The sequence below is a fragment of the Caproicibacterium lactatifermentans genome (assembly GCF_013315815.1).
GTDB lineage: Bacteria > Bacillota > Clostridia > Oscillospirales > Acutalibacteraceae > Caproicibacterium > Caproicibacterium lactatifermentans.
This window is the reverse complement of sequence record NZ_CP046051.1, coordinates 493584-513658: the sequence shown is the minus strand read 5'-3', so window position 1 is coordinate 513658 and position 20075 is coordinate 493584. Positions and strand designations below refer to the sequence as shown.

Below are 20075 nucleotides of genomic sequence, written 5' to 3'. Positions count from 1 at the left end.
AAAAGCATCCCTTTTATCAAGTCTTTGCCTGTACGGTTCGCTAAAAAGCGGCGGCAGTTTCAACCACTGCCGCCGCTTTGCTGTTTTATTTAGTGAGTCACACTCTGTTTGGTAGTGATTGCCGTTAACAGATCCTGCAGCTTTGCCTGCGAATCTCCTTCACAGACAGCCACAATCTCGTCCAGCGGCTGAAAAATTGTTTCACCGTTTGGCACAACCATTTTTTCGCCCCGAACGACAGAAATAACCAATGAGCCATTCGGCAGCTTCAGGTTTTTCAGAGCGACACCGCGCAACCGTGTGTTTTTCGGCAGCGTCACCGCGCAGATAGCCGCACGGCCCTTGTTTAGGGTTGCCAGCAAACGCATTTCCGCCATGTCCACCTGCTGTTCAATCAGGTTTGTGATAATTTCGGTGCTGCTGACTACAATTTCTGTACCAAGTGTCCGCAGTACCGGCAGGTTCCGCGGGTCATTCGCGCGGGCAATGACCTTCTGCACACCAAATTCCCGCCGTGCCAGCTGACAGGCGACCAAGTTGTCCTGGTCACTGCCGCCGACCGCCAGAAAGCAATTGGCATCCTTGGTCCGGGCGCGCTGCAGGACTTCCAGCTCTGTACCGTCACCGCAGATAATCTCTATGTCCAGTTCATTCGCAAGGCACATACAGCGTGCCTTGTTTTTTTCAATCAAATGTACCGTGCATTTGCGGTCCAGCATATTGCGGGCCAGCTGACGGCCCAGTTTTCCGCCGCCCATGATGACAATATTCATCTTGCCTGCCCCCTTAGTCCGCTATAGACGCCAGAATGATATGGTCGCCCATGGTAATTTCCTGTTCTTTGCTGACAGCATCCGCCAGCTCCAGACGGCCGTTGCGGTGAACCACCGCAAAGACCGTTTCGTCTTGAAAATGTGGTACCTTTGACAGCGGCTGCCCAATGACCATATGGTCAGCTGCCCAAACACGGAAAGAAACGGTCGCTGTACCAAACGTAAGCTCCCGGCTCTCCCATGGTTCTGTCAGTGCATTGTAAAGCGACGCGCAGGCCATCTTAGTCGGACAGACTGTGTGCAGCCCAAACGCTGCAAAAACTCTTTCCCGCATAGGGTCACTGATGCGGGCCACTACATTATCAATGTGGAAAAATTCGCGCGCCACCTGTGAAATGGTAATGTTCAAATTATCATCCGGCGTAACCACCGCGACCGCGTCACAATTTTCAATGCCAGCACTTCTCAGGACACTCATGTCCATGGGCATTCCAGTAATGGCCTGTCCGCTGAAGCTATCCGGCAAGCGTTCCAATGCACCAGCGGACTCATCGACCACAACGACCTCATGGCCACGTTCGTCCAGCATGGCCGCCAGACGGACACCCAGGCGCCCACATCCGATTACCAACACGTTCATAGTTTTTGTTCATCCTCCCTGCCAGCCCGTAAAAGCCGTTCTCCTTTTTCAGGTATCTGAACGCCGCCGGGGACTATATACATTTTGATATACTATAACAACCATATGAAAGAAGAATGCCATTATCATAGCACAGCCTACCTAAAATGGCAAGATGGCCACCATACTTTCTATTAGGCACAAAAAGCGCCTCGCTTCCAAAAGGAAACGGGGCGCAGAAAATACAGATAAAGTAGGCCGCCCAGTGCTCCGTCTGTGGGGCAAAAAGCGACTCCTGCTCATTTAATTTTACGGTTCGCGTTTGTCGGTCAGCCCCAGCAGCCAATCTACTGAGACGTTGAAAACTTTGGCAAGCGCTACCAGTTCAAAATCCGTAACATAGCGCAGCTGGCCTTCCAGTTTAGAAAGGCCGGAAGCGTTCATATCTACCCCCTGCACCTGCAGCTGTGCCAGCAGCTCTTTTTGTTTCATCCCTTCGCTTTTGCGGGTTGCTTCCACGCGGGCGCCTACCAAATTGCGGCTGCCCAGCGCCTGCTTGCGTAATCTCAATTTCGTTCATCTCCTGTTTTCAGCAGATTGCCAAAGCAGCCGGGCACAGCTGACAGCCAGAGCGCACGGCCGCATACAATCAGATTTTAGTAGGAACACGGTCATAACAAATAAATTCATTTATAGTATAATCGAATTTTGGCCCCAATGCAAGGATATTAACAATATTTTTTCATAATTTGCACAAATAATGTCTACTATTATGACTATTTATATTGAAAAAATACGAAGTGACGTCTTTTTCTTCCTATTGCATGGCTTTTGTTGAAAAAATGAAAATTTGTTTGTTATTCTCTCTCGTTTTTGATATAATAGGGGCATTATCACTTCCTTTTTATAGTATGCAGCAATCTCACAAGATGACAGAATAGATAACCGTTTAAAACGAAAGGAAACATCATGGAAAAAACGAACCTGACCATGCTGACAGACTTTTACGAAATCACAATGGCAAACGGATACTTTAACAATGGTTTTAAGGACCGAATTGCTTATTTTGATATGTTTTTCCGTGAGGTACCGGACAACGGCGGCTTTGCGATTATGGCGGGTGTACAGCCGATGATGGATTACCTAAAGAACCTGCACTTCGAGCCGGAGGACATTGCCTACCTGCGCGGCTGCGGAATTTTTAGTGAAGGCTTTCTGCAATACCTGCAGGACTTCCATTTTGCGTGTGATGTGTGGGCTGTGCCGGAAGGCATGCCCATCTTCCCCGGTGAACCGATTTTGACCGTGCGCGGGCCGGTTATTCAGGCTCAGTTTGTTGAAACCATGATTCTGCTGACCATTAACCACGAAAGCCTGATTGCCACCAAGGCTAACCGAATTGTGCGCGCCGCACAGGGCCGCCCGGTTATGGAGTTCGGCTCCCGCCGGGCACAGGGTGCCGACGGCGCCACACTGGGCGCACGTGCTGCCTATATTGGCGGCTGCTGCGGCACGGCCTGCACCATCTGCGACCGTGACTTCGGTGTTCCGGCCATGGGCACCATGGCACACAGCTGGGTACAGCTTTTCGACAGCGAAGAGGACGCTTTCCGTGCCTATGCCCGGGAATATCCCAATGCCTGCACCCTGCTGGTCGACACTTATAACGTACTGAAATCCGGCGTACCGAACGCCATTAAAATCTTCAATGAAGAAGTGCTCCCGCGCGGCTACCGTCCTGCCGGCATTCGCATTGACAGCGGTGATATTACTTATCTGACCAAAAAGGCCCGGAAGATGCTGGACGATGCCGGTTTCCCGGACTGCAAAATCTGTGCCAGCAACTCTCTGGACGAGCATCTAATTCAGGATATGCTGATTCAAGGCGCACCGGTGGACTCCTTCGGTGTCGGCGAACGGCTCATTACCAGCAGCAGCCATCCGGTTTTCGGCGGCGTGTACAAGCTGTCCGCCGTAGAAGACAAAAACGGTAATATTACCCCGAAAATCAAGGTCAGTGAAAATGTCAGCAAAATCACCACACCGTGCTTTAAAAAACTGTGGCGCCTGTTCGACCGCACCAGCGGCAAGGCGATTGCCGATGTCATCACGTTGTACAACGAAACCATTGACGACACAAAACCGTATGAGATTTTCGACCCCGTGCACGTCTGGAAACGCAAGGTAATCACTAACTTCCATGCTGTCCCGCTGCGTAAGAAGATTTTCGACCATGGCAAGTGCATTGCCAAGGAAAAGACTCTGAAGCAGCTGCAGGATGAGTGCACAAAGCAGGTGGGTACCCTGTGGGATGAAGTGCTCCGCTTTGACAACCCGCACCGCTACTATGTGGACCTCTCCCGTCCGCTGTGGGACATCAAACAGAAAATGTTGGACGAATATACCTATTAACAAGAAAAACACCCCCCGCCTAATGAGGAGTATCTATGGAAAATCTTTTTGTCAGCCATATTGTTTGGTCACCGGAACTCTACCGGGAATATGTTAACGCAGTTTTCCGCAAAGGAGCAAAGGCTGTGGCACTGATTACAGCCTCCGTGCTGGCAGCCGTAGCGGTTTGCTTTTTCGCAGAACAAGAAACGGTTCCGTTCATTGTCTGTCTGGTTTTATCTGTGTTTATGTTCTTTTACACACCTCTTCTGCGCAATACGCTGGCGAAGCGCGGATATAAACAGCAGCTGCTTGTAAACGGTGGCAAGCCACGGGAAGTGACAACGTCATTTTCTGACCGTATTCGGGTAACGTCCTCCAACAGCGGTGAGTCATTCTTTGACTACACACAGATTACACAGATTAACGAAACGAAAAATCTTATTATTTTGGTTGTTCAGCAGTCTATCGCGGTTGTCGCCGCAAAAGATGGCTTCACCCTTGGAACGACGGAAACTTTTCAGCAGCTTATTTGTCAAAAATGCCCTCGTGTAAAATATATTTACCATTAAATTTCCAAAAGCCACCTGCTTTTTGGAAATTTAGCAGAAAGTGAAGAAAAAAGGCAGCCACATTTATCAACACATTGGTTTTCAGGAAGTCGGCGGCTATGGCATCCTGAGGTAACTGCCTGTCGGCCCTTGACGCGCCGTAAACTTTCTTCTATAATAAAGAAGTTGTGAGCAAACTGGACGGCCGCGGGGGATGCGCGAAAGCAAACTTCCGAGGAAAGTCCGGGCTTCATAGGGCAAGGATAACGGCTAACAGCCGCCGGGGGCGACCCCAGGGAAAGTGCAACAGAAAACGACCGCCGCGGTTTTCCGCGGTAAGGATGGAAAGGCGAGGCAAGAGCTCACCAGCGTCAGGGAGACCTGACGGCTATGCAAACCCTATCCGGAGCAACACCGCAGAGGGACACAAAGCGTCGGCCCGGCGCGTCCCGGGAAGGTGGCACTGAGCCGCGGCGGCAACGCCCGGCCAAGATAGATGACCGTCTAAACAGAACCCGGCTTATAGGTTTGGTCACAAAAACCGCTTGGGAATATTCCCAGCGGTTTTTTATTTTGCTTTTTTCTTTGCCACCCCTTCTTGACATCCCGTTTTTGCCGTGCTATACTCGGGAATGCAAATTATTTGCATTTAGAAAGTGTGTGTTGCTATGAAACAGTTCCTTCAAAAAATCACTACTGCATTTTTGGCGACAGTTTTGCTGCTGGGTACCTGCGCAGGCTGTGCGCGCCGCCCTGCGCAAAAGGCGTCGTTCCACATTATGGCTTCCTTTTACCCTGTATATATTATGTCCATCAATATTACAAATGGCATACAGGGCGTGCAGGTGGACAACATGGCCGGCCAGCAAACCGGCTGCCTGCACGACTATCAGCTGCAAAGTGCCGATATGCAGGCTCTGTCACAGGCAAACTTATTCATTATTAACGGTGCCGGCATGGAAAGCTTCATGTCCCGCGTAACCGACCAGCTGCCCCATTTGACCGTGCTGGACAGCAGCACCGGTGTATCTCACATCACGGATAAGACCGGTGAAGTCAACCCACACCTGTGGGTAAGCATCAGCAACTATATGCAGCAGGTACAGAATATCACCGCCGGACTGGAAAAGGCGGACCCGCCCCATGCCGCACAATACCGTGCCAATGCTGATATCTACCTAAAAAAGCTGCGAACCCTGCGCACCCGTATGCATACGGAACTGGACCACCTGCCGCACCGGGACATCATTACCTTTCACGAGGCTTTTCCGTATTTCGCCAAGGAATTTCACCTCAACATCGTACAGACCGTTCAGCGGGAACCGGACAGCCAGCCCAGTGCCAAAGAACTTGCGGAAACCATCCGCATGATTCGGCAAAGCGGCGTAAAGGCGGTTTTTGCGGAACCGCAGTACGAACAGTCCGCCGCACAGATTATCGCGCAGGAAAGCGGCGCCGCTTTTTATAAACTGGACCCGGCTGTGACCGGCAGTTATGACCGTGACGCTTATTTAAAGGCCATGGAGAAAAATACACAAACGCTGCAAAAGGCGCTGGCATAGAGCGGCGGGACCTTTCCCCCGCCCGATTGGCTATTTGTTCTGTACAAGGAGAGATTCTACCATGACAACCTGTAAATGCAACACCATCATTCGGAATTTGGGCGTACGCCGCCACGGTGCGCAGATCTTGCATGATGTGAATTTGGACGTACACCACGGCGAAATCATGGCCCTCATCGGCCAGAATGGTGCCGGAAAAAGCACCCTGCTCAAGGCGCTGTTGGGACGTATTCCCTACACCGGCACCATCACTTTCCACGATGCCGGTGGCAAAAAACTGACGGACCCGCATATTGGCTATGTCCCGCAAAACCTAGTATTTGACCGAGCCACACCTGTGACTGTGCAGGATATGCTGTGCGCCAACCTAACCCATTTTCCGGTATGGCTCGGCCACCGCAAAGAGCAGCGTGACTTTGCCGCGGAAATGCTGCGGCGCGTGGGCGGTTCACCGGACCTGCTGCCCAAACGGCTGGGCGCGCTTTCCGGCGGCGAACTGCAGCGTGTACTGCTTGCCTTTGCCCTGCACCCCATGCCGGACCTGCTGCTGCTGGATGAACCGGTTTCCGCTGTGGACCGCAAGGGCATCGAATTGTTTTACGACCTTGTTACACATATGCGCAAACAGCATGAAATGCCGATTATTTTGGTTTCGCATGACCTTTCCCATGTAATGAAATACGCAACCCGTGCCGCGCTCATCAGCCACACCATTGTGGTCAGCGGTCCGGTCGCTGAGGTAATGAAAACTGACGCTGTGCAGGAAGCGTTCGGTCTGAAACTGGCGGGAGGTGATTTCCATTGAATGCCATTTATTCATTTATCGACACCATCCTGCCTTTTGACTGGACAGAATTTGTCTATATGAAAAATGCGCTGCTGGCCATTTTGCTCATCACGCCGCTGTTCGGTCTGGTGGGCACCATGATTGTCAATAACAAGCTCTCCTTTTTCAGCGATGCGCTCGGCCATTCGGCCCTGACCGGTATTGCGATTGGCGTCCTGCTGGGTACGGACAACTACCTGCTGTCTATGATGGGGTTCGCCCTATTATTCGCGCTGGGCATTTCGGCGGTTATCGGCAGCGGCACTTCCAGCGCCGACACCATTATCAGCGTCTTTGCGTCCGTCGGCATGGCACTGGGCATTGTTCTGCTTTCCGCAACCGGCGGCTTTGCCAAATACTCCAGCTACCTAATTGGCGACATTCTGACGGTACAGCCGCAGGAAATCGCCCTGCTGGCTGTGCTGTTGGCCGCGGTCATTCTGCTGTGGATTCTCTTCTTTAACCCGTTTTTGCTGACCAGTGTCAATGCCGACCTCGCCGCCAGCAAGAACATCCCGGTCCGGCTCCTGCAGAACATCTTTGTTGTTTTGGTCGCCGTGCTGGTGACTTCCACCATTAAGTGGGTAGGCATTCTGCTTATCAACTCCCTTTTGGTGCTGCCGGCGGCAGCTGCCCGTAACCTCGCCCATTCCATGCGCAGTTATCACTTCTGGTCCATTGGCATCAGCCTGGTATCCGGCATTTCCGGCCTAATTATCAGCTACTACACCGGCACAGCTACAGGCGGCACAATCGTACTGGTCGCGGCCGTTATTTTCTTCCTTTCGTTTTTTATTGGAAAACGCTCCGAACGCGCCTAAAGGTACCAAAGTATATATTCAAATTCTAAAAGCAGGTGATAAAAATGAATGAAAGCTACACAAAATCAAACGCCGCATTCGTAGACAGATGGGTACACGACGGCTGGGAATGGGGACAGCCTATTTCTCATGAAGCCTTTGAGAATGCCAAAGCCGGAAAATGGTCCGTACAGCTCACCCCCATGAAAATGGTCCCCAAAAGCTGGTTTGGAAACCTAAAGGGCAAAAAAGTGCTCGGCCTTGCGTCCGGCGGCGGTCAGCAAATGCCTATATTTACAGCCGCCGGTGCGGAATGCACGGTGCTGGACTATTCCAGCGCGCAGCTGCAAAGTGAGCGCATGGTGGCACAGCGCGAACACTACGTCATTCAAGTGATACGGGCCGATATGTCACATCCTCTGCCCCTGCCGGACGATTCGTTTGACCTCATTTTCCACCCGGTTTCCAACTGCTATATTGAAAACATTCTGCCGCTTTGGAAAGAGTGCTTCCGTGTCCTGAAAAAGGGCGGCATCCTGCTGGCGGGCTTTGACAACGGCATCAATTATGTTTTCAATGAAGAGGAAACAGACTTTGCATGCAAACTGCCGTTCAATCCGCTGAAAGACAAGGCGCTTTACCAAACCTCCGTTGAAAACGACTGGGGAATTCAGTTTTCCCACACAATCGAGGAGGAAATTGGCGGACAGCTGCAGGCCGGTTTTACATTGACGGATATTTATGAGGACATCAACAGTGAAGGCCGCCTGCACGACTTCCATGTACCGACCTTTTACGCCACAAAAACTGTTAAATAAAAAGAACGGAGAACTCGCAGATACAAGCGATTCTCCGTTCTTTATTTGGCTATTTTTCCATTAGAAGTTTTTTCACCGCGGGCAGTTTAGCCGCAGCGTCCCGCCGGCCGAGATGATACACTTTCAGCAATTTTTCCGCGTCTTTCTCGCAACGCCCCAAGTTAATGGGAGAAGTCGGCCGGATAACGACCATGCGGCCCGCACGTTCCTGTTGGCGGATAACGGCCATCTGGCGGTTATAAACATCTCCGCGGCGTTCCAGTGTGCGGACAAAATTCGGATAGCCGCGGTAGTGCACATGAATCAAGCCACGCGGATAATCCGGTCCAAAGCGTTTCCGGTAGGAAAGGTCACGCGTCAGCACAACGACATTCTTCTCGTTTCCATCCTGCATGGAGCGCTCGTACGGGACCGGAGAAGCAAGGCCGCCGTCCATATACGGGTGGTTGTTTATCCAAACAATCGGCGACCAGAACGGCAGGGAGCTGGAAGCCTGCACCGGCAGAAAGCGGTCGTCCATATCTTTGTTGGAAAAATAGGATTCCGTACCGGTAATCAAGTCGGTTGTGCCGACCATCAGGTTTACTTTGGATTTGCGGAACACATCATAATCAAATGGGTCCAGCGTGTGGAACAGTTCTCCAAAAATGAAATCGAACCCAAACAGCGAACCCGTTGTACGCAGATTTTTAAAACTGACATAACGGTCATCCGGCACATAGCGGTAAAAAATATTTTTATTGCGCTCATACTGACCGGCCAGATAACTGAGGGAACAGCAGGCACCAGCTGAAACCGCATAGACCGACGGAAATTGAATCTTGTTTTTTATAAATTCGTCCAGCACGCCCGCCGTATAAACACCGCGCAGGCCGCCGCCTTCCAGCACCAGTCCTGTAGACACAGCCATTCCCCCTGTATTGTTTTTCTATTTTCATTTTTCTATTTCTATTATAGAAGAATACCCAAAGGAATACAAGCCGCGTCATTTCGTTTGTTTTTTGAAAAAAGCTTGCATTTTCCCGAAACATGAGATATAATATACAAGTGCTGTTGAGAAATGGACGTTTAGCTCAGCTGGCTAGAGCATCCGCTTGACGTGCGGAAGGTCACAGGTTCGAGTCCTGTAACGTCCACCAAAAATTGATAACAAGGCGAGTTGTTTTCACAACTCGCCTTGTTATTTATAGATGAGAACTGTTTTTAAAAATAAGATTACTCTAACTCCGAAGATGGTTTCGCCAGTGTGTAATAAGTGAAGTTGATGGAGATATGCTATGGAAGGCGTAGAGAGATATAAAGTAAGGCTACTTCCCCATAATGAAAAATGGGGTGGTGAATACCATCAAGTTAAAAGTGAGATTGAAGCGGTTTGGAGCGATAATATTATAGACATACAGCACATAGGAAGTACGGCAATTCATAATATTCCAGCTAAGCCTATAGAATAAGTATACAAGGAATTTCCATTACGCGCAACTCCTGTATCTATTCACACTTCACATATTTGCAACAAAAAAGCCCAGCTTTCGCTGGGTGAACTGCACCCCATTTGTTAGACAGTATGATATACTGAAAACAAATGGGGTGTTTTTATGCCAAAAGGTAAAGCAAAGAAACGATACACAGGAGAATTCAAACAGCAGGTTGTAGAAGCTATGCAAACAGAGAAACTCAGTTACAGTGAAGCAGCACGGCAGTTTCACGTGTCTGACCATAAAAGCGTTGCTCAATGGGAACGAATTTATCTGGAAGAAGGACCAGAAGGGCTATATGTGGAACGCCGTGGTCGAGCCAGTGCTGCAAGCGGCACTCAGAAAGAACGCAACCCAAAGCTGAACAAAAAGGTAGAAGAAGATTTGATTGCAGAAAACCAACGGCTGCGTGCAGAGGTAGATTACTTAAAAAAATTGAATGCCTTGGTTTTGGAAGAGGAACGCCGCGACAAAAGGCGCAAGTGATCTGGGAACTAAGGCATAAACACAAGATTTCACTACTAATTGAAGTATCCGGTTTGCCGCGATCAACCTATTACTACTATGCCAAGCGTAGAATGCAACCGGATAAATACAGCGAAATCAAAGAACAGATCACTGAAATCTACCATGAAAACAAGGGGCGCTATGGTTATCGCCGTACCACAGATGTTCTGCACAGTAGAGGATACTGCATCAATCACAAAACCGTCCAGAGGTTAATGAAGCAGCTTGGACTCGTATGCCGAGTGAGAATGAAGAAATATCGTTCTTACAAGGGTGAGGTGGGTAAAATTGCTCCAAATCTGCTGAAACGGGACTTTGAAGCAACGACACCAAATCAGAAATGGGTAACCGATGTGACCGAATTTAGCCTGTTCGGGCAGAAAGTGTATTTGTCACCGATTCTGGATTTGTGCAGCAGGGATATTGTCAGCTACACCATTTCGGACAGGCCGGTTTTGTCGATGGTAACGGAAATGCTGGACAAAGCATTTGAGAAAATTCCCGATGGTACACAACTTATTCTCCACTCCGATCAAGGCTGGCAGTACCAACACAAGCGGTATCGAAAAGTGCTTGCCGAGAAAGGAATTCAACAAAGCATGAGCCGCAAAGGGAACTGCCTTGATAACGCTGTAATGGAAAATTTCTTTGGCTTGCTTAAAAGTGAACTGCTGTATTTGCAGGAATTCGACTCAATCGACCAGTTCAAGGACGAACTCGTAAACTATCTGGATTACTACAACAACCGCCGTATCAAAGCAAAACTTAAGGGCTTGCCGCCCGCTTTACATAGGCAACAAGCCCTTTCGGTTGCTTGATTTAAAATATTGTCTAACTTTTTGGGGTCAATTCATGGGCTTTTTTCTCATGATTTATTCTTTGATTTCTTCTGCTTTTCTTCAGAAAATGTGCAGTGGCGTGCTTCATAAAATGGATGACACTTTGGCAGTTCCAATGGTGTTGCGCGCCTTAGGAAAAGCATTCCAAACGGCAAAGCCTGAGATTCTTAATTCCGATCGTCCCGGGCTGATTCATTTTGCCCTTGCTTGAATTGTTCCGAATGTTCTACGTATTGTTTTGCACCTGCCATCCATTATGGATGACAGCCGCAATGTCCCAGTTTTGATTCATAATGACGAGGTCAGCCCTTTTTCCTACTTGGATGCTCCCAATTTCTTGTTCCAGGCCAATTTCACGGGCTGGGTTCATCGTCGCAGACTTTATCGCCTGCCGCACTGGGATTCCGGACCGAATCAAGTTTTTCACTTCCTGATGAAGGTTCGCCGTCGAACCGGCAATCGTGCCGTCCACCAGGCGAGCCTGGCCATTTTTCACAAATACCTTTTGTCCTCCGAGTTCCGATTCCCCGTCCGGCATTCCTGCTGCGCGCATCGAATCGCTTATGATTACCGTTCGGTCTTCCCCGAGCTGACGGAAAGCAATCCGCAGCACTGCGGGGGCAATGTGGAACCCGTCGCAGATCAGCTCCGCCCGGACGCTACTGTCGTCAAACACAGCGCCGACCGCCCCCGGTTTCCGGTGGTGCAGCCCAGTCATCGCATTGAACAGGTGCGTCACATGGGTAATCCCGTTTTGAAACGCCTGCTTCGCCGTCCCGTAATCCGCTTCGGTATGCGCAAGAGACACCCTGCAATACGGACTGACGTACCGGATGAATTCCTGTCCGCCTTCGCATTCCGGCGCCATATCGATCAGTTTGATAATGCCTCCGCTCTCCTGATAAAGCTCCCGGAATTCCTTCCAGTCCGGCTTCCGAATGTCGGTCTCCTTCTGGGCGCCCCTCCGCTCAGCGGAAATATATGGGCCTTCCAGATTAGCGCCGCAGACAGCCGCGCCTTTCGGCGGATGCTCCATACAGTCCCGAACGACGGAAAGCACCTTCCGAATTTGCGTAAGCGGAACCGTCATGGTTGTCGGGCAGAAAGAAGTTACGCCCTCCGTCAGTAGATGGGCCGCCATTTTTCCAATGGCTTCCCGTGTTCCGTCGCAGGTATCGGCTCCTACGCATCCATGAATATGAATGTCGACGAAGCCGGGAGAAACCACACATCCGGAACAGTCGCGGCAGTCGTCTCCCTCCAGGCCATTTCCAATCCGGCTGATTCTGTCGCCGCAGACGGCAATATCCGCCTTTCTTAATTCAAAATTTTCATCAAAGATTGTTGCATTTTTTAAAATCATAGCTTATTTCCCCGAAGGATGCTTTTCATGGATGGCGCGCAGAGCTTCGCTGTCCGCCACAACGGTGACATCAGGGTGAAGCTGGAGAATCGATGCCGGAACTTCCGGCGTAACCGGCCCAAACAGTGCCTTTTCCAACACATCCGCCTTCTTGGGCCCGTTGGCAACAAGCAGAATCTTCTTTGCCTGCATGATGGCCTTAATGCCCATGGTCAGGGCATATTGGGGAACTTCGTCTGGACTTTTGAAAAAGCGCGAATTGGCCTCGATAGTTTTCTGCTTCAAGGCAACCTGGTGGGTCATTTTGTCGAAAGTATCATCCGGCTCATTAAACCCAATGTGGCCGGTCTCACCGATTCCCAGCAGCTGCAGGTCAATCCCTCCGAGGGCGGAAACTCTTTCGTCATATCGGCGGCATTCCTCCTCGAAATCCTCCGCAAGCCCATCCGGCACGAAAGTGTTCTCCGTGCGGATATTGATATGGCGGAAAAAATTCGTATTCATGTAGTACCGGTAACTCTGCGAATCGTCCGGCCCAAGGCCGCAGTATTCATCCAGGTTGACGCTCGTCACGTGGCTGAAGTCAATATCGCCCTTCTGGTACCAGTCAATCAACTGACGGTAAATGCCGAGCGGCGTGGAGCCTGTTGCCAAGCCCAGGACGCTGCGCGGAAACAGAATGACCTGAGCGGAAATGATATTGGCCGCCTTGCGGCTCATCCCCTCATAGTTTGATGCTTCTAATATCTTCATAACGTGTATTCTCCCTGTTGATATTGCCAAATTTCTGCCCGAACCGCAAAACCATGCGGCCTAGGAACGGACATAAGACAGCAGTACGGTATTGCCCGCCTCGGTTTTGCCGGTATAGGACGTCAATTCTCGGACGCATTCCATATTGGTAATAATACACAGAGTCACCGGGTTAAGCCCGGCGCTCCGAATCTGCTCCACATCCATTTCCATCAACAAAGTGCCTGCCTTGACGTGCTGGCCTGTCTGGACATGGCACTGAAAGCCTCTTCCCTTCAGATTGACGGTATCAAGACCCAAATGAATCAAAATGTCAAGGCCGTCATCACTCTCCATGCAAATTGCATGGAGAGTGGAAGCAATCTGGACAACAGTCCCCGTGACAGGCGCAAGCACTTGACTGCCGCACGGAATCACAGCAGCACCATCGCCCAGGACTTTGCCGGAGAAGACTGGATCCGGAATTTCCGTAAGTGCAACAGCCCTCCCTGTCTGCGGTGCTAAGATGACATGGGCGGACTGTGACTTTTGAAACAATTTCATCTGACTGTTCATCCTTTCCAACTGTTTTCTGAGTGTTTTTAAAGGACTGTATGCCGTATCCCGGCATACGCATAAATTGGAATTCACACGATATTAGCTAATTTTTGAGGAAGACGGCAAAACGAATTGGAATCCCATGCCATCTCGGATATAGGAAAGATATGGCAAACATGCAGAATTCACAGTGCCAACCTGATTTACTTTCGCCTCCGGCGGCAGATCTCGCCGTGCGATTTGAAGTTCGCCAGCATATCTCAGGTAGTCTGCATTTGCTACAAAAATGCTTCCCTTCTTTCTCGGCCTGCATAGCGGTTCGGCGGGAAACGTCCTGCCTTCTGAAACATATTTTCTCGATTCCTGGGACCGGATCACATAATCACTGGAATCCGGACGGTCATGATGAAGCCTCTCGGTAAGGAAACAATATTCCGGCTTTATTTCGGCCTGCAGACTGATATATCCTTCCGCAAGCTCCTGAATCTGCCGGTATGCCATGTCGCTTACATCGATATCTCCCACGAGACAGATGTCCGTGTCGCACTCCTGAAAAAGCTGGAGCATATTCAGCAGTACATGGCTGTTGCGCTGCTTTTCAAGAGTAGGGAGCCCTTGATACAAAGGTCCCCTTAGCGAACTGTCCCCCGCTACAAAAGCCATCGTTTTCATTCCGAGGCTGTGCATACGTTCGTTGGTTTTTTTCACCCGTTCGGCCGATAATCCGGTCAGCGGCTCAGGATAAAAGTTGTGGCAGGCGCTGAATTTTGTAAAATCAGCGTGCAGTCGTTGCAGCTCAGCAATTTCGTCGTCCTTGAGCGTGCTGGCATTAAAGACCAGGTGAAAATCTTTGGAAAGTCCCACCAGCTCCTCACACGAAAAGCCATAGTCCACTCTGAGATAAGAAATGGCTGTTTTTTTCAGCTTCTGAAAGCTGCTACACCCCATTTTTTTCAGCGTATACGGACTGACATCCGCAATCAGCGAAATCCCGGATGCCTTGCAGAGTTTCAGGAGGCTGTTGACTTCTTCCATTTTATTTTCCGTATTTTCTTCGGAAATCTGCAGGGAAGTGAAAGCATACTGCATATGGGCGCGGTGCGCTTTTTTTAAAATTGCCGCATTGCGGTCCAAGCCAGTGCTAAGATATAAGGAAATTCCAAAGCCATTCATGACTGACACTCCATTGAAATGAATTTTTGATTCCGTAGGCATTCCCGCTGTGCGAAACAAGCTATGTACGGAAAACGCCCGGGGTCCCGGCAACCAGGCCCAGGGTCTTGCCGCCGACTTCCGTTGCCGCACAGTCATTGGCTGTAAAGCCTTTTTACAGCGGATTGTAGCAGCTAGTCCGTCACTCTTTTCACTATGTTGACAAAAAACCCCGCGCTTTTCAAGTCCTTGCACGTGATATACCTTTCGCCCTGGCCTTGATACGCCTTAAAGCTGTAGATATTGTTCATTGTCCCATTCACATCTTTCATGATTTTAATCTGCAGGCTTATACCAATGGATACGGGGCTTACTCTTTTCCATAGACCTCGTTGATGCGGCCTTCATCTACACCGAACAGCCATGTGAGAATAAATCCTCCCGCATAAGCGACCAGCATGGAAAGCACATATTCCAGCTGCTGCCCAGGAACAACAATCAGAAGTCCGAACAGGCCAGATACGCCCTGGGAAACCGTGCCGATGTGGAACAGCGAAGCCAGGATGCCTCCGAAGCCGGCACCGAGGCATGCCGTGACAAACGGTCTGCCGAGCGGAAGGGTAACGGCATACATCAGAGGTTCACCAATGCCGAGAATTCCTACCGGAATCGAATCGCCAACCACCCTTTTGAGTTTCTTATTCTTTGTCTTCAGCAGAAGTGCAAGTCCGGCGCCTACCTGGCCGCCGCCTGCCATCATAAGAACCGGCAGCAGATAATTGATGCCCTTCGTCAGTCCGGCTGGGTCATTCAGCATAGCATGAATTGGTGTCAAAGCCTGGTGCAGTCCAACGGCAACCATCGGGAGGAATCCGGCCGAAAGGATATATCCGCCAATAGCGCCTACATCCTTATAGAGGAAGTCGAGTACGAAGTAAATTCCATTGGTAAGCCATGTGCCAATCGGCTGCAGCACAATGACGGTAATCAAACCGCCGATAATCACAGTCAGCAGCGGGGTAAAGAACGTATCCAGAATATTCGGCATAATCTTGCGGATTCATCTTTCCAGAAAAGCAAAAAGGATACCGGCAATCAATGCGGAAATCAGGCCGCCGTTGCCTGGGTTAAATACTTTATCAGTCAGCGGGAGCAAAATCTGCGACCCGTCTTTTGCTTTGGCAAGAAGAGGCATCAGCGGATGAGCAACGAAATAGGCACCTGCCAGCGCGCCTAAAATTGCCGAGCCTTTAAATTCCTTTGCTGCGTTCATGCCCACAAAGATTGGCAGGTACAGGAACAGTGCCCAGCCTATTACATGAATCACCTGGTACCACCAGACCGTGGCCATCGCATTGTTGGTGGAAACATTGATGACATTGATAATGCCATTGATAAGGCCTGCCGCAATAATGCCCGGAAGAATAGGAATAAAGACATTGGCGATATGTTTTAGGAACCTTTGAACCGGGCCATTGTATTTCGCCTTGTTTGCAGCTTTGTTTTCTTTTGCAACCTCCCTGACATCCTTCATCTCGCCACTCGCTTCATCGGACCCGAGTGCAAGGCCTGTCAGTTTTGAAAATTCCATGCCAACTTTGTTGACTGTGCCGGGACCGAAAACGATTTGCACCGTGTCGGAGTCGACCACTCCCAGCACCCCGTCGATTTTTTTCAGTGCGGGGGTATCGACCTTTCCGTGGTCAGATATGCTGATGCGCAGACGTGTCATACACGTCATGTTAGCGGCGACATTGCTTTTTCCGCCGACCGCCGCAAGAACCTGTTCAGCAGTGTTTTGATAGTTCATAATACTTTCATGCTTCCCTTCCCTTTGAGATTAAAATCAAACGATCCGCTGCTTGCTCTGTCTGCCTCTCATTATACGCATTAAATTTTATATGTCAATATTATTTCGTAAAATTTATATATTTTATGAAATAATATTTTACTTTATTTTATGAGGTTTTCTTTTAAAACGTATGTCCTCCTGCAAAGTTGATACTATTTATATGTTTTTATAGATAAACGAATTATAATATTGTGTTTATTGTTGATCATTTTTAAATCAGCAAAGCAGCATCAGGATAGATTTTTAAAATATTTTTGAATTAATATTTTATAAATTATAAAGTAATGTTGAAATTTAGTTTCAAACTGATATAATAGTGATGGAAGCTCACAGACTGCATCGAAAGACAGGGCCTGAAAAATCCCCCGCTCCGGACACCTGGATGCCGGGTGCGGGAAAAATTAAGGAGAAATCAATATGTCGATTAACTTAAATATGCTCGAAACAGAACAAGTGAACCCGAACAGCCAGAACATCGACGTAATGGACACCATCGATATTCTGCACGTTATTAACGAGGAGGACCAGACTGTTGCCCTTTCGGTAAAAAAAGTCCTTCCCAAGGTTGCAGAGCTCGTCGACCGCATCCATGTTCGAATGATGAAAGGTGGGCGGGTTATTTATATTGGCGCCGGTACATCGGGACGCCTTGGCGTGTTGGATGCAAGCGAATGCCCCCCAACCTACGGCGTTGACCCGTCTCTGATTCAGGGGCTGATTGCCGGGGGATTCGGAGCGCTGCTGAAAGCGCAGGAAGGCGCCGAAGATGACACAGAGCTCGCAAAAGGCGACCTCCAAAAAGCCGGTCTCACCACAGATGATACCGTCATCGGCCTTGCCGCAAGCGGAAGGACCCCCTATGTAATCGGCGGCCTCGATTATGCCAATTCCATCGGCGCGCTGACCGGAGCCATCAGCTGCGTCCACAATGCCAAGATTTCCGAACATGCAGACACCAAAATTGAGGCAATCGTCGGGCCGGAAGTGATTACCGGCTCCACGCGCATGAAAGCCGGCACCGCGCAGAAAATGATTCTCAATATGATTTCCACTTCTCTGATGATAAAATACGGAAAAGTTTACAAGAACCTGATGGTCGACGTTCAGCCGACAAATGAAAAACTGGTGGAGCGCGCCAAGCATATCATCATGTCCAGTAGCAAATGCAGCTATGAAGAAGCACTCCGCTATCTGGAACAAAGCGGAGGCAAAGTAAAAATCGCGATTTGTATGGCAATCACTCACCTGCCGAAAGAAAACTGTGGTATAATATTAAAAAATGCAAATGGAAATATTTCGAAGGCGATTCGTTCTTTGAAACAGCATTCTGAGAAAGAGCAATAAAGAAAGTACAGAACAGGGGAAGCAGCGAATGAGTTGTATTTATAAAATGCAGGAAGGAATGGCGAGCTACACTTCGACTGAGAAAAAAATTGCGAAATACATCCTGCAGAATCCCAACGAGGTTGTCCAAAGCTCCGCGCAGGCCCTGGGCGGCATGGTTGGAGTTTCCGCCGCCGCTGTCATTCGTTTTTCGCACAAGCTCGGGTACCGCGGCTTTACCGCTTTGAAAGTGGATCTTGCGCGCGACAGCAGCAAAGCGGCCATAAACTTCGACGACGTCATCAAGGAAGAGGATTCCATGGAAACCGTCGTGAACAAATCCAAAGGCCTGAATATGATGCTCCAGGATCAGGCTTACCGCCTGCTGAATACCGAAAATCTCGACCGGGCCGTTCAGGCGCTTTTAAAATGCCAGACGATTTACCTGTTCGGAGTAAGCGGATCCGGCATTGTCTGCATGGATTTCATGGAAAAGCTCTCGCGCATCAACCGCCGCGTCGTTTACCACAACGACTTCCATGACCAACTCGCTTCCGCCGCCCATATGTCGAACCGGGACGCCGCCATTGCCATCAGCTACAGTGGGAGAACGCATGAAGTGAATACCGCTATGAAGTTTGCCAAAGAAATCGGTGCCATGACCATTGCTATCACTCAATTCCGCAAGACACCGCTGTCAAAGCTTTCTGACATCCTGCTGTATATTCCCACCACGGAACGCGAACTGCGGCTCGGCGCTATCGCTTCCCGAAACGCTTCTCTTATCGTCACCGACCTTCTTTATCTCGGCCTTGCGAAAAGCGACATGAAGCAGACCAAAGAATATATAGTAAAAACGCGCAATGCCATTAACAGGCTGAAATAGGATGGAGATTCGATGTGAACATCAAACTGATTGCGCTTGATATGGATGGTACCGTCCTGATTGACGACCACCGCAGCATAACGGAAAGTACTGCAAAAGTCATCGACCAAGTGGTCGCCGAACATATCCTGGTCGTTCCCACAAGTGGAAGAATCATTTCCGCCATGCCGGAAGCTGTCATGGCTCTGCCCGCCGTGCAGTTTGCTATAACGTCAAACGGTGCTCTCGCCTATCGCCTCAAAGACAAGAAAATCATGTATTCCAACTGTATTCCGCGGGAAAATGCTGCCGCCGTTTTCCGGACGATTCCGAAAAAACTGTGGGCCGAACTGTGGGCTGATGGAAAGATTTACGTCGAGCGCGAAAAACTTCTGCACCAGTCTGATTTCTTGTTGAATCCATTCCATGCGGAAGTTGTCGAAAAGATCGGCACGGAAATCAGCAGCCTTTCATTCGGTGATGCACTGCCAGGTCCCATTGAAAAAATCAATCTTCCAAATATCCCCTCCACTTTCAAACAAAAGTTGTGGGCAGAGTTCTCCTCGTGGGGCATCTTCTCCCTGGTTAACACGCCGAATGGCTTTGAAATCATGAACCGCGGAACATCAAAAGCAGCGGGGCTCTTGGGTTTTTGCCGTTGCCTGCATTCATCTGGAACAAAAATACAGAATCAGAATATCATGGCCTTCGGTGACAGTGAAAACGATATTGAGATGCTCCGGGCCAGTGGATTCGGCATTGCCATGGGCAATGCGTGCGAACGTGTAAAAGAAGCGGCAAATGCCGTGACGCGCCGAAACACCGAAGACGGCGTGGCTTTGGCCATTGAAACATACATCCTGCGGCCTGCCGCCATCTCGACCGACTGTTCAGAAAAGCTGGGGCACTCCCCTCTGGACTGCCCCTGATGGACAAATCAAAGTGATTTGGAAACAGCTTGAAGCAAACATAATGGCCTTGTTCCTCATAAAAAGGAGCAAGGCCATTTTTTGAGTAAATTCATTCACAACCCATTTTCGGGACAGATTTCCAGCACAAAGGCAGCATT

Annotated in this window: 21 protein-coding genes, 1 tRNA gene, 1 other RNA gene and 1 pseudogene; 15 read left to right on the top strand and 9 right to left on the bottom strand. The window is 49.6% G+C overall.

Going from position 1 to position 20075, the window contains the following annotated elements:
* Positions 1-89: 89 nt before the first annotated feature.
* The 3 genes from GJQ69_RS02535 to GJQ69_RS02525 form a co-directional block, all read right to left on the bottom strand.
* A complete protein-coding gene (locus GJQ69_RS02535) occupies positions 90-773 on the bottom strand; it encodes a potassium channel family protein (protein ID WP_086036351.1) in 684 nt (227 codons plus the stop codon).
* A 13-nt stretch (positions 774-786) separates the two neighbouring features.
* Positions 787-1413 carry a potassium channel family protein gene (locus GJQ69_RS02530; protein ID WP_174192836.1) on the bottom strand — a complete coding sequence of 209 codons (627 nt, stop codon included), beginning with the start codon at positions 1411-1413 and terminating at the stop codon, positions 787-789.
* A 288-nt stretch (positions 1414-1701) separates the two neighbouring features.
* Entirely contained in the window at positions 1702-1962 is a 261-nt protein-coding gene (locus GJQ69_RS02525) for a helix-turn-helix domain-containing protein (RefSeq protein ID WP_086036355.1), read from the bottom strand.
* Positions 1963-2361: 399 nt separating this feature from the next.
* On the opposite strand from GJQ69_RS02525, the gene GJQ69_RS02520 reads away from it, so the two are divergent.
* The 7 genes from GJQ69_RS02520 (at position 2362) to GJQ69_RS02490 (ending at position 8340) form a co-directional block, all read left to right on the top strand.
* A complete protein-coding gene (locus tag GJQ69_RS02520) occupies positions 2362-3804 on the top strand; it encodes a nicotinate phosphoribosyltransferase (protein ID WP_086036357.1) in 1443 nt (480 codons plus the stop codon).
* 35 nt (positions 3805-3839) lie between these two features.
* Positions 3840-4355 carry a YcxB family protein gene (locus tag GJQ69_RS02515; protein ID WP_086036359.1) on the top strand — a complete coding sequence of 172 codons (516 nt, stop codon included), beginning with the start codon at positions 3840-3842 and terminating at the stop codon, positions 4353-4355.
* Positions 4356-4523: 168 nt separating this feature from the next.
* An RNA gene (rnpB, locus tag GJQ69_RS02510) (RNase P RNA component class A) lies at positions 4524-4873 on the top strand.
* 129 nt (positions 4874-5002) lie between these two features.
* Complete coding sequence (locus GJQ69_RS02505) at positions 5003-5896, top strand: metal ABC transporter substrate-binding protein (protein ID WP_086036361.1); 894 nt, start codon at positions 5003-5005, stop codon at positions 5894-5896.
* Between the two features lie 61 nt (positions 5897-5957).
* Complete coding sequence (locus GJQ69_RS02500) at positions 5958-6701, top strand: metal ABC transporter ATP-binding protein (RefSeq protein WP_086036363.1); 744 nt, start codon at positions 5958-5960, stop codon at positions 6699-6701.
* Entirely contained in the window at positions 6698-7543 is an 846-nt protein-coding gene (locus GJQ69_RS02495) for a metal ABC transporter permease (RefSeq protein ID WP_174192835.1), read from the top strand. The genes GJQ69_RS02500 and GJQ69_RS02495 overlap by 4 nt, the downstream gene beginning before the upstream one ends.
* Before the next feature lie 44 nt (positions 7544-7587).
* Complete coding sequence (locus GJQ69_RS02490) at positions 7588-8340, top strand: class I SAM-dependent methyltransferase (RefSeq protein ID WP_086036365.1); 753 nt, start codon at positions 7588-7590, stop codon at positions 8338-8340.
* Between the two features lie 49 nt (positions 8341-8389).
* Here GJQ69_RS02490 and GJQ69_RS02485 read toward each other — a convergent pair whose 3' ends face one another.
* A complete protein-coding gene (locus tag GJQ69_RS02485; protein WP_157658979.1) occupies positions 8390-9244 on the bottom strand; it encodes a patatin-like phospholipase family protein in 855 nt (284 codons plus the stop codon).
* 158 nt (positions 9245-9402) lie between these two features.
* Between GJQ69_RS02485 and GJQ69_RS02480 the strand changes: the two genes are divergently transcribed.
* The 5 genes from GJQ69_RS02480 (at position 9403) to GJQ69_RS02460 (ending at position 11372) form a co-directional block, all read left to right on the top strand.
* Positions 9403-9479: transfer RNA gene (locus GJQ69_RS02480), tRNA-Val, on the top strand.
* A 138-nt stretch (positions 9480-9617) separates the two neighbouring features.
* Entirely contained in the window at positions 9618-9791 is a 174-nt protein-coding gene (locus GJQ69_RS02475) for a GrpB family protein (protein ID WP_174192833.1), read from the top strand.
* A gap of 144 nt (positions 9792-9935) precedes the next feature.
* Positions 9936-10301 (top strand): helix-turn-helix domain-containing protein, encoded by a 366-nt coding sequence (locus tag GJQ69_RS02470; protein WP_086035182.1) that lies wholly within the window; start codon positions 9936-9938, stop codon positions 10299-10301.
* Positions 10250-11140 (top strand): IS3 family transposase, encoded by an 891-nt coding sequence (locus GJQ69_RS02465; RefSeq protein ID WP_236849741.1) that lies wholly within the window; start codon positions 10250-10252, stop codon positions 11138-11140. Before GJQ69_RS02470 ends, GJQ69_RS02465 begins: the two co-directional genes overlap by 52 nt.
* Before the next feature lie 49 nt (positions 11141-11189).
* Positions 11190-11372 (top strand): hypothetical protein, encoded by a 183-nt coding sequence (locus GJQ69_RS02460; protein WP_174192831.1) that lies wholly within the window; start codon positions 11190-11192, stop codon positions 11370-11372.
* A 15-nt stretch (positions 11373-11387) separates the two neighbouring features.
* Here GJQ69_RS02460 and nagA read toward each other — a convergent pair whose 3' ends face one another.
* The 5 genes and pseudogenes from nagA to GJQ69_RS02435 form a co-directional block, all read right to left on the bottom strand.
* Positions 11388-12524 carry an N-acetylglucosamine-6-phosphate deacetylase gene (gene nagA, locus GJQ69_RS02455; protein ID WP_086036373.1) on the bottom strand — a complete coding sequence of 379 codons (1137 nt, stop codon included), beginning with the start codon at positions 12522-12524 and terminating at the stop codon, positions 11388-11390.
* A gap of 3 nt (positions 12525-12527) precedes the next feature.
* A complete protein-coding gene (gene nagB / locus GJQ69_RS02450) occupies positions 12528-13277 on the bottom strand; it encodes a glucosamine-6-phosphate deaminase (RefSeq protein ID WP_174192829.1) in 750 nt (249 codons plus the stop codon).
* A 60-nt stretch (positions 13278-13337) separates the two neighbouring features.
* Positions 13338-13820: a PTS sugar transporter subunit IIA gene (locus GJQ69_RS02445; RefSeq protein WP_157658980.1), complete on the bottom strand. Its 483-nt coding sequence runs from the start codon at positions 13818-13820 to the stop codon at positions 13338-13340.
* A 93-nt stretch (positions 13821-13913) separates the two neighbouring features.
* Complete coding sequence (locus GJQ69_RS02440; RefSeq protein WP_086036379.1) at positions 13914-14987, bottom strand: MupG family TIM beta-alpha barrel fold protein; 1074 nt, start codon at positions 14985-14987, stop codon at positions 13914-13916.
* Positions 14988-15336: 349 nt separating this feature from the next.
* Positions 15337-16776 (bottom strand): annotated as a pseudogene (locus GJQ69_RS02435) (PTS transporter subunit EIIC).
* A gap of 459 nt (positions 16777-17235) precedes the next feature.
* Here GJQ69_RS02435 and murQ point away from each other — a divergent pair.
* From murQ to GJQ69_RS02420, 3 genes are read left to right on the top strand one after another with little or no spacing between them, the layout of a single operon-like run.
* Positions 17236-18162: an N-acetylmuramic acid 6-phosphate etherase gene (gene murQ / locus GJQ69_RS02430; protein ID WP_086036384.1), complete on the top strand. Its 927-nt coding sequence runs from the start codon at positions 17236-17238 to the stop codon at positions 18160-18162.
* Between the two features lie 28 nt (positions 18163-18190).
* A complete protein-coding gene (locus GJQ69_RS02425; RefSeq protein WP_174192827.1) occupies positions 18191-19027 on the top strand; it encodes a MurR/RpiR family transcriptional regulator in 837 nt (278 codons plus the stop codon).
* Positions 19028-19041: 14 nt separating this feature from the next.
* Complete coding sequence (locus tag GJQ69_RS02420; protein WP_086036388.1) at positions 19042-19935, top strand: HAD hydrolase family protein; 894 nt, start codon at positions 19042-19044, stop codon at positions 19933-19935.
* Positions 19936-20075 lie beyond the last annotated feature (140 nt).

Excerpts from the sequence above, each read along its gene's own strand:
- GJQ69_RS02520 (WP_086036357.1), top strand. The coding sequence starts at position 2,362 with ATGGAAAAAACGAACCTGACCATGCTGACAGACTTTTACGAAATCACA.
- GJQ69_RS02530 (WP_174192836.1), bottom strand. The coding sequence starts at position 1,413 with ATGAACGTGTTGGTAATCGGATGTGGGCGCCTGGGTGTCCGTCTGGCG.
- nagA (WP_086036373.1), bottom strand. The coding sequence starts at position 12,524 with ATGATTTTAAAAAATGCAACAATCTTTGATGAAAATTTTGAATTAAGA.
- GJQ69_RS02500 (WP_086036363.1), top strand. The coding sequence starts at position 5,958 with ATGACAACCTGTAAATGCAACACCATCATTCGGAATTTGGGCGTACGC.
- nagB (WP_174192829.1), bottom strand. The coding sequence starts at position 13,277 with ATGAAGATATTAGAAGCATCAAACTATGAGGGGATGAGCCGCAAGGCG.
- GJQ69_RS02440 (WP_086036379.1), bottom strand. The coding sequence starts at position 14,987 with ATGAATGGCTTTGGAATTTCCTTATATCTTAGCACTGGCTTGGACCGC.
- GJQ69_RS02505 (WP_086036361.1), top strand. The coding sequence starts at position 5,003 with ATGAAACAGTTCCTTCAAAAAATCACTACTGCATTTTTGGCGACAGTT.
- murQ (WP_086036384.1), top strand. The coding sequence starts at position 17,236 with ATGTCGATTAACTTAAATATGCTCGAAACAGAACAAGTGAACCCGAAC.
- GJQ69_RS02475 (WP_174192833.1), top strand. The coding sequence starts at position 9,618 with ATGGAAGGCGTAGAGAGATATAAAGTAAGGCTACTTCCCCATAATGAA.
- GJQ69_RS02460 (WP_174192831.1), top strand. The coding sequence starts at position 11,190 with ATGATTTATTCTTTGATTTCTTCTGCTTTTCTTCAGAAAATGTGCAGT.
- GJQ69_RS02535 (WP_086036351.1), bottom strand. The coding sequence starts at position 773 with ATGAATATTGTCATCATGGGCGGCGGAAAACTGGGCCGTCAGCTGGCC.
- GJQ69_RS02425 (WP_174192827.1), top strand. The coding sequence starts at position 18,191 with ATGAGTTGTATTTATAAAATGCAGGAAGGAATGGCGAGCTACACTTCG.
- GJQ69_RS02515 (WP_086036359.1), top strand. The coding sequence starts at position 3,840 with ATGGAAAATCTTTTTGTCAGCCATATTGTTTGGTCACCGGAACTCTAC.
- GJQ69_RS02445 (WP_157658980.1), bottom strand. The coding sequence starts at position 13,820 with ATGAAATTGTTTCAAAAGTCACAGTCCGCCCATGTCATCTTAGCACCG.
- GJQ69_RS02490 (WP_086036365.1), top strand. The coding sequence starts at position 7,588 with ATGAATGAAAGCTACACAAAATCAAACGCCGCATTCGTAGACAGATGG.
- GJQ69_RS02470 (WP_086035182.1), top strand. The coding sequence starts at position 9,936 with ATGCCAAAAGGTAAAGCAAAGAAACGATACACAGGAGAATTCAAACAG.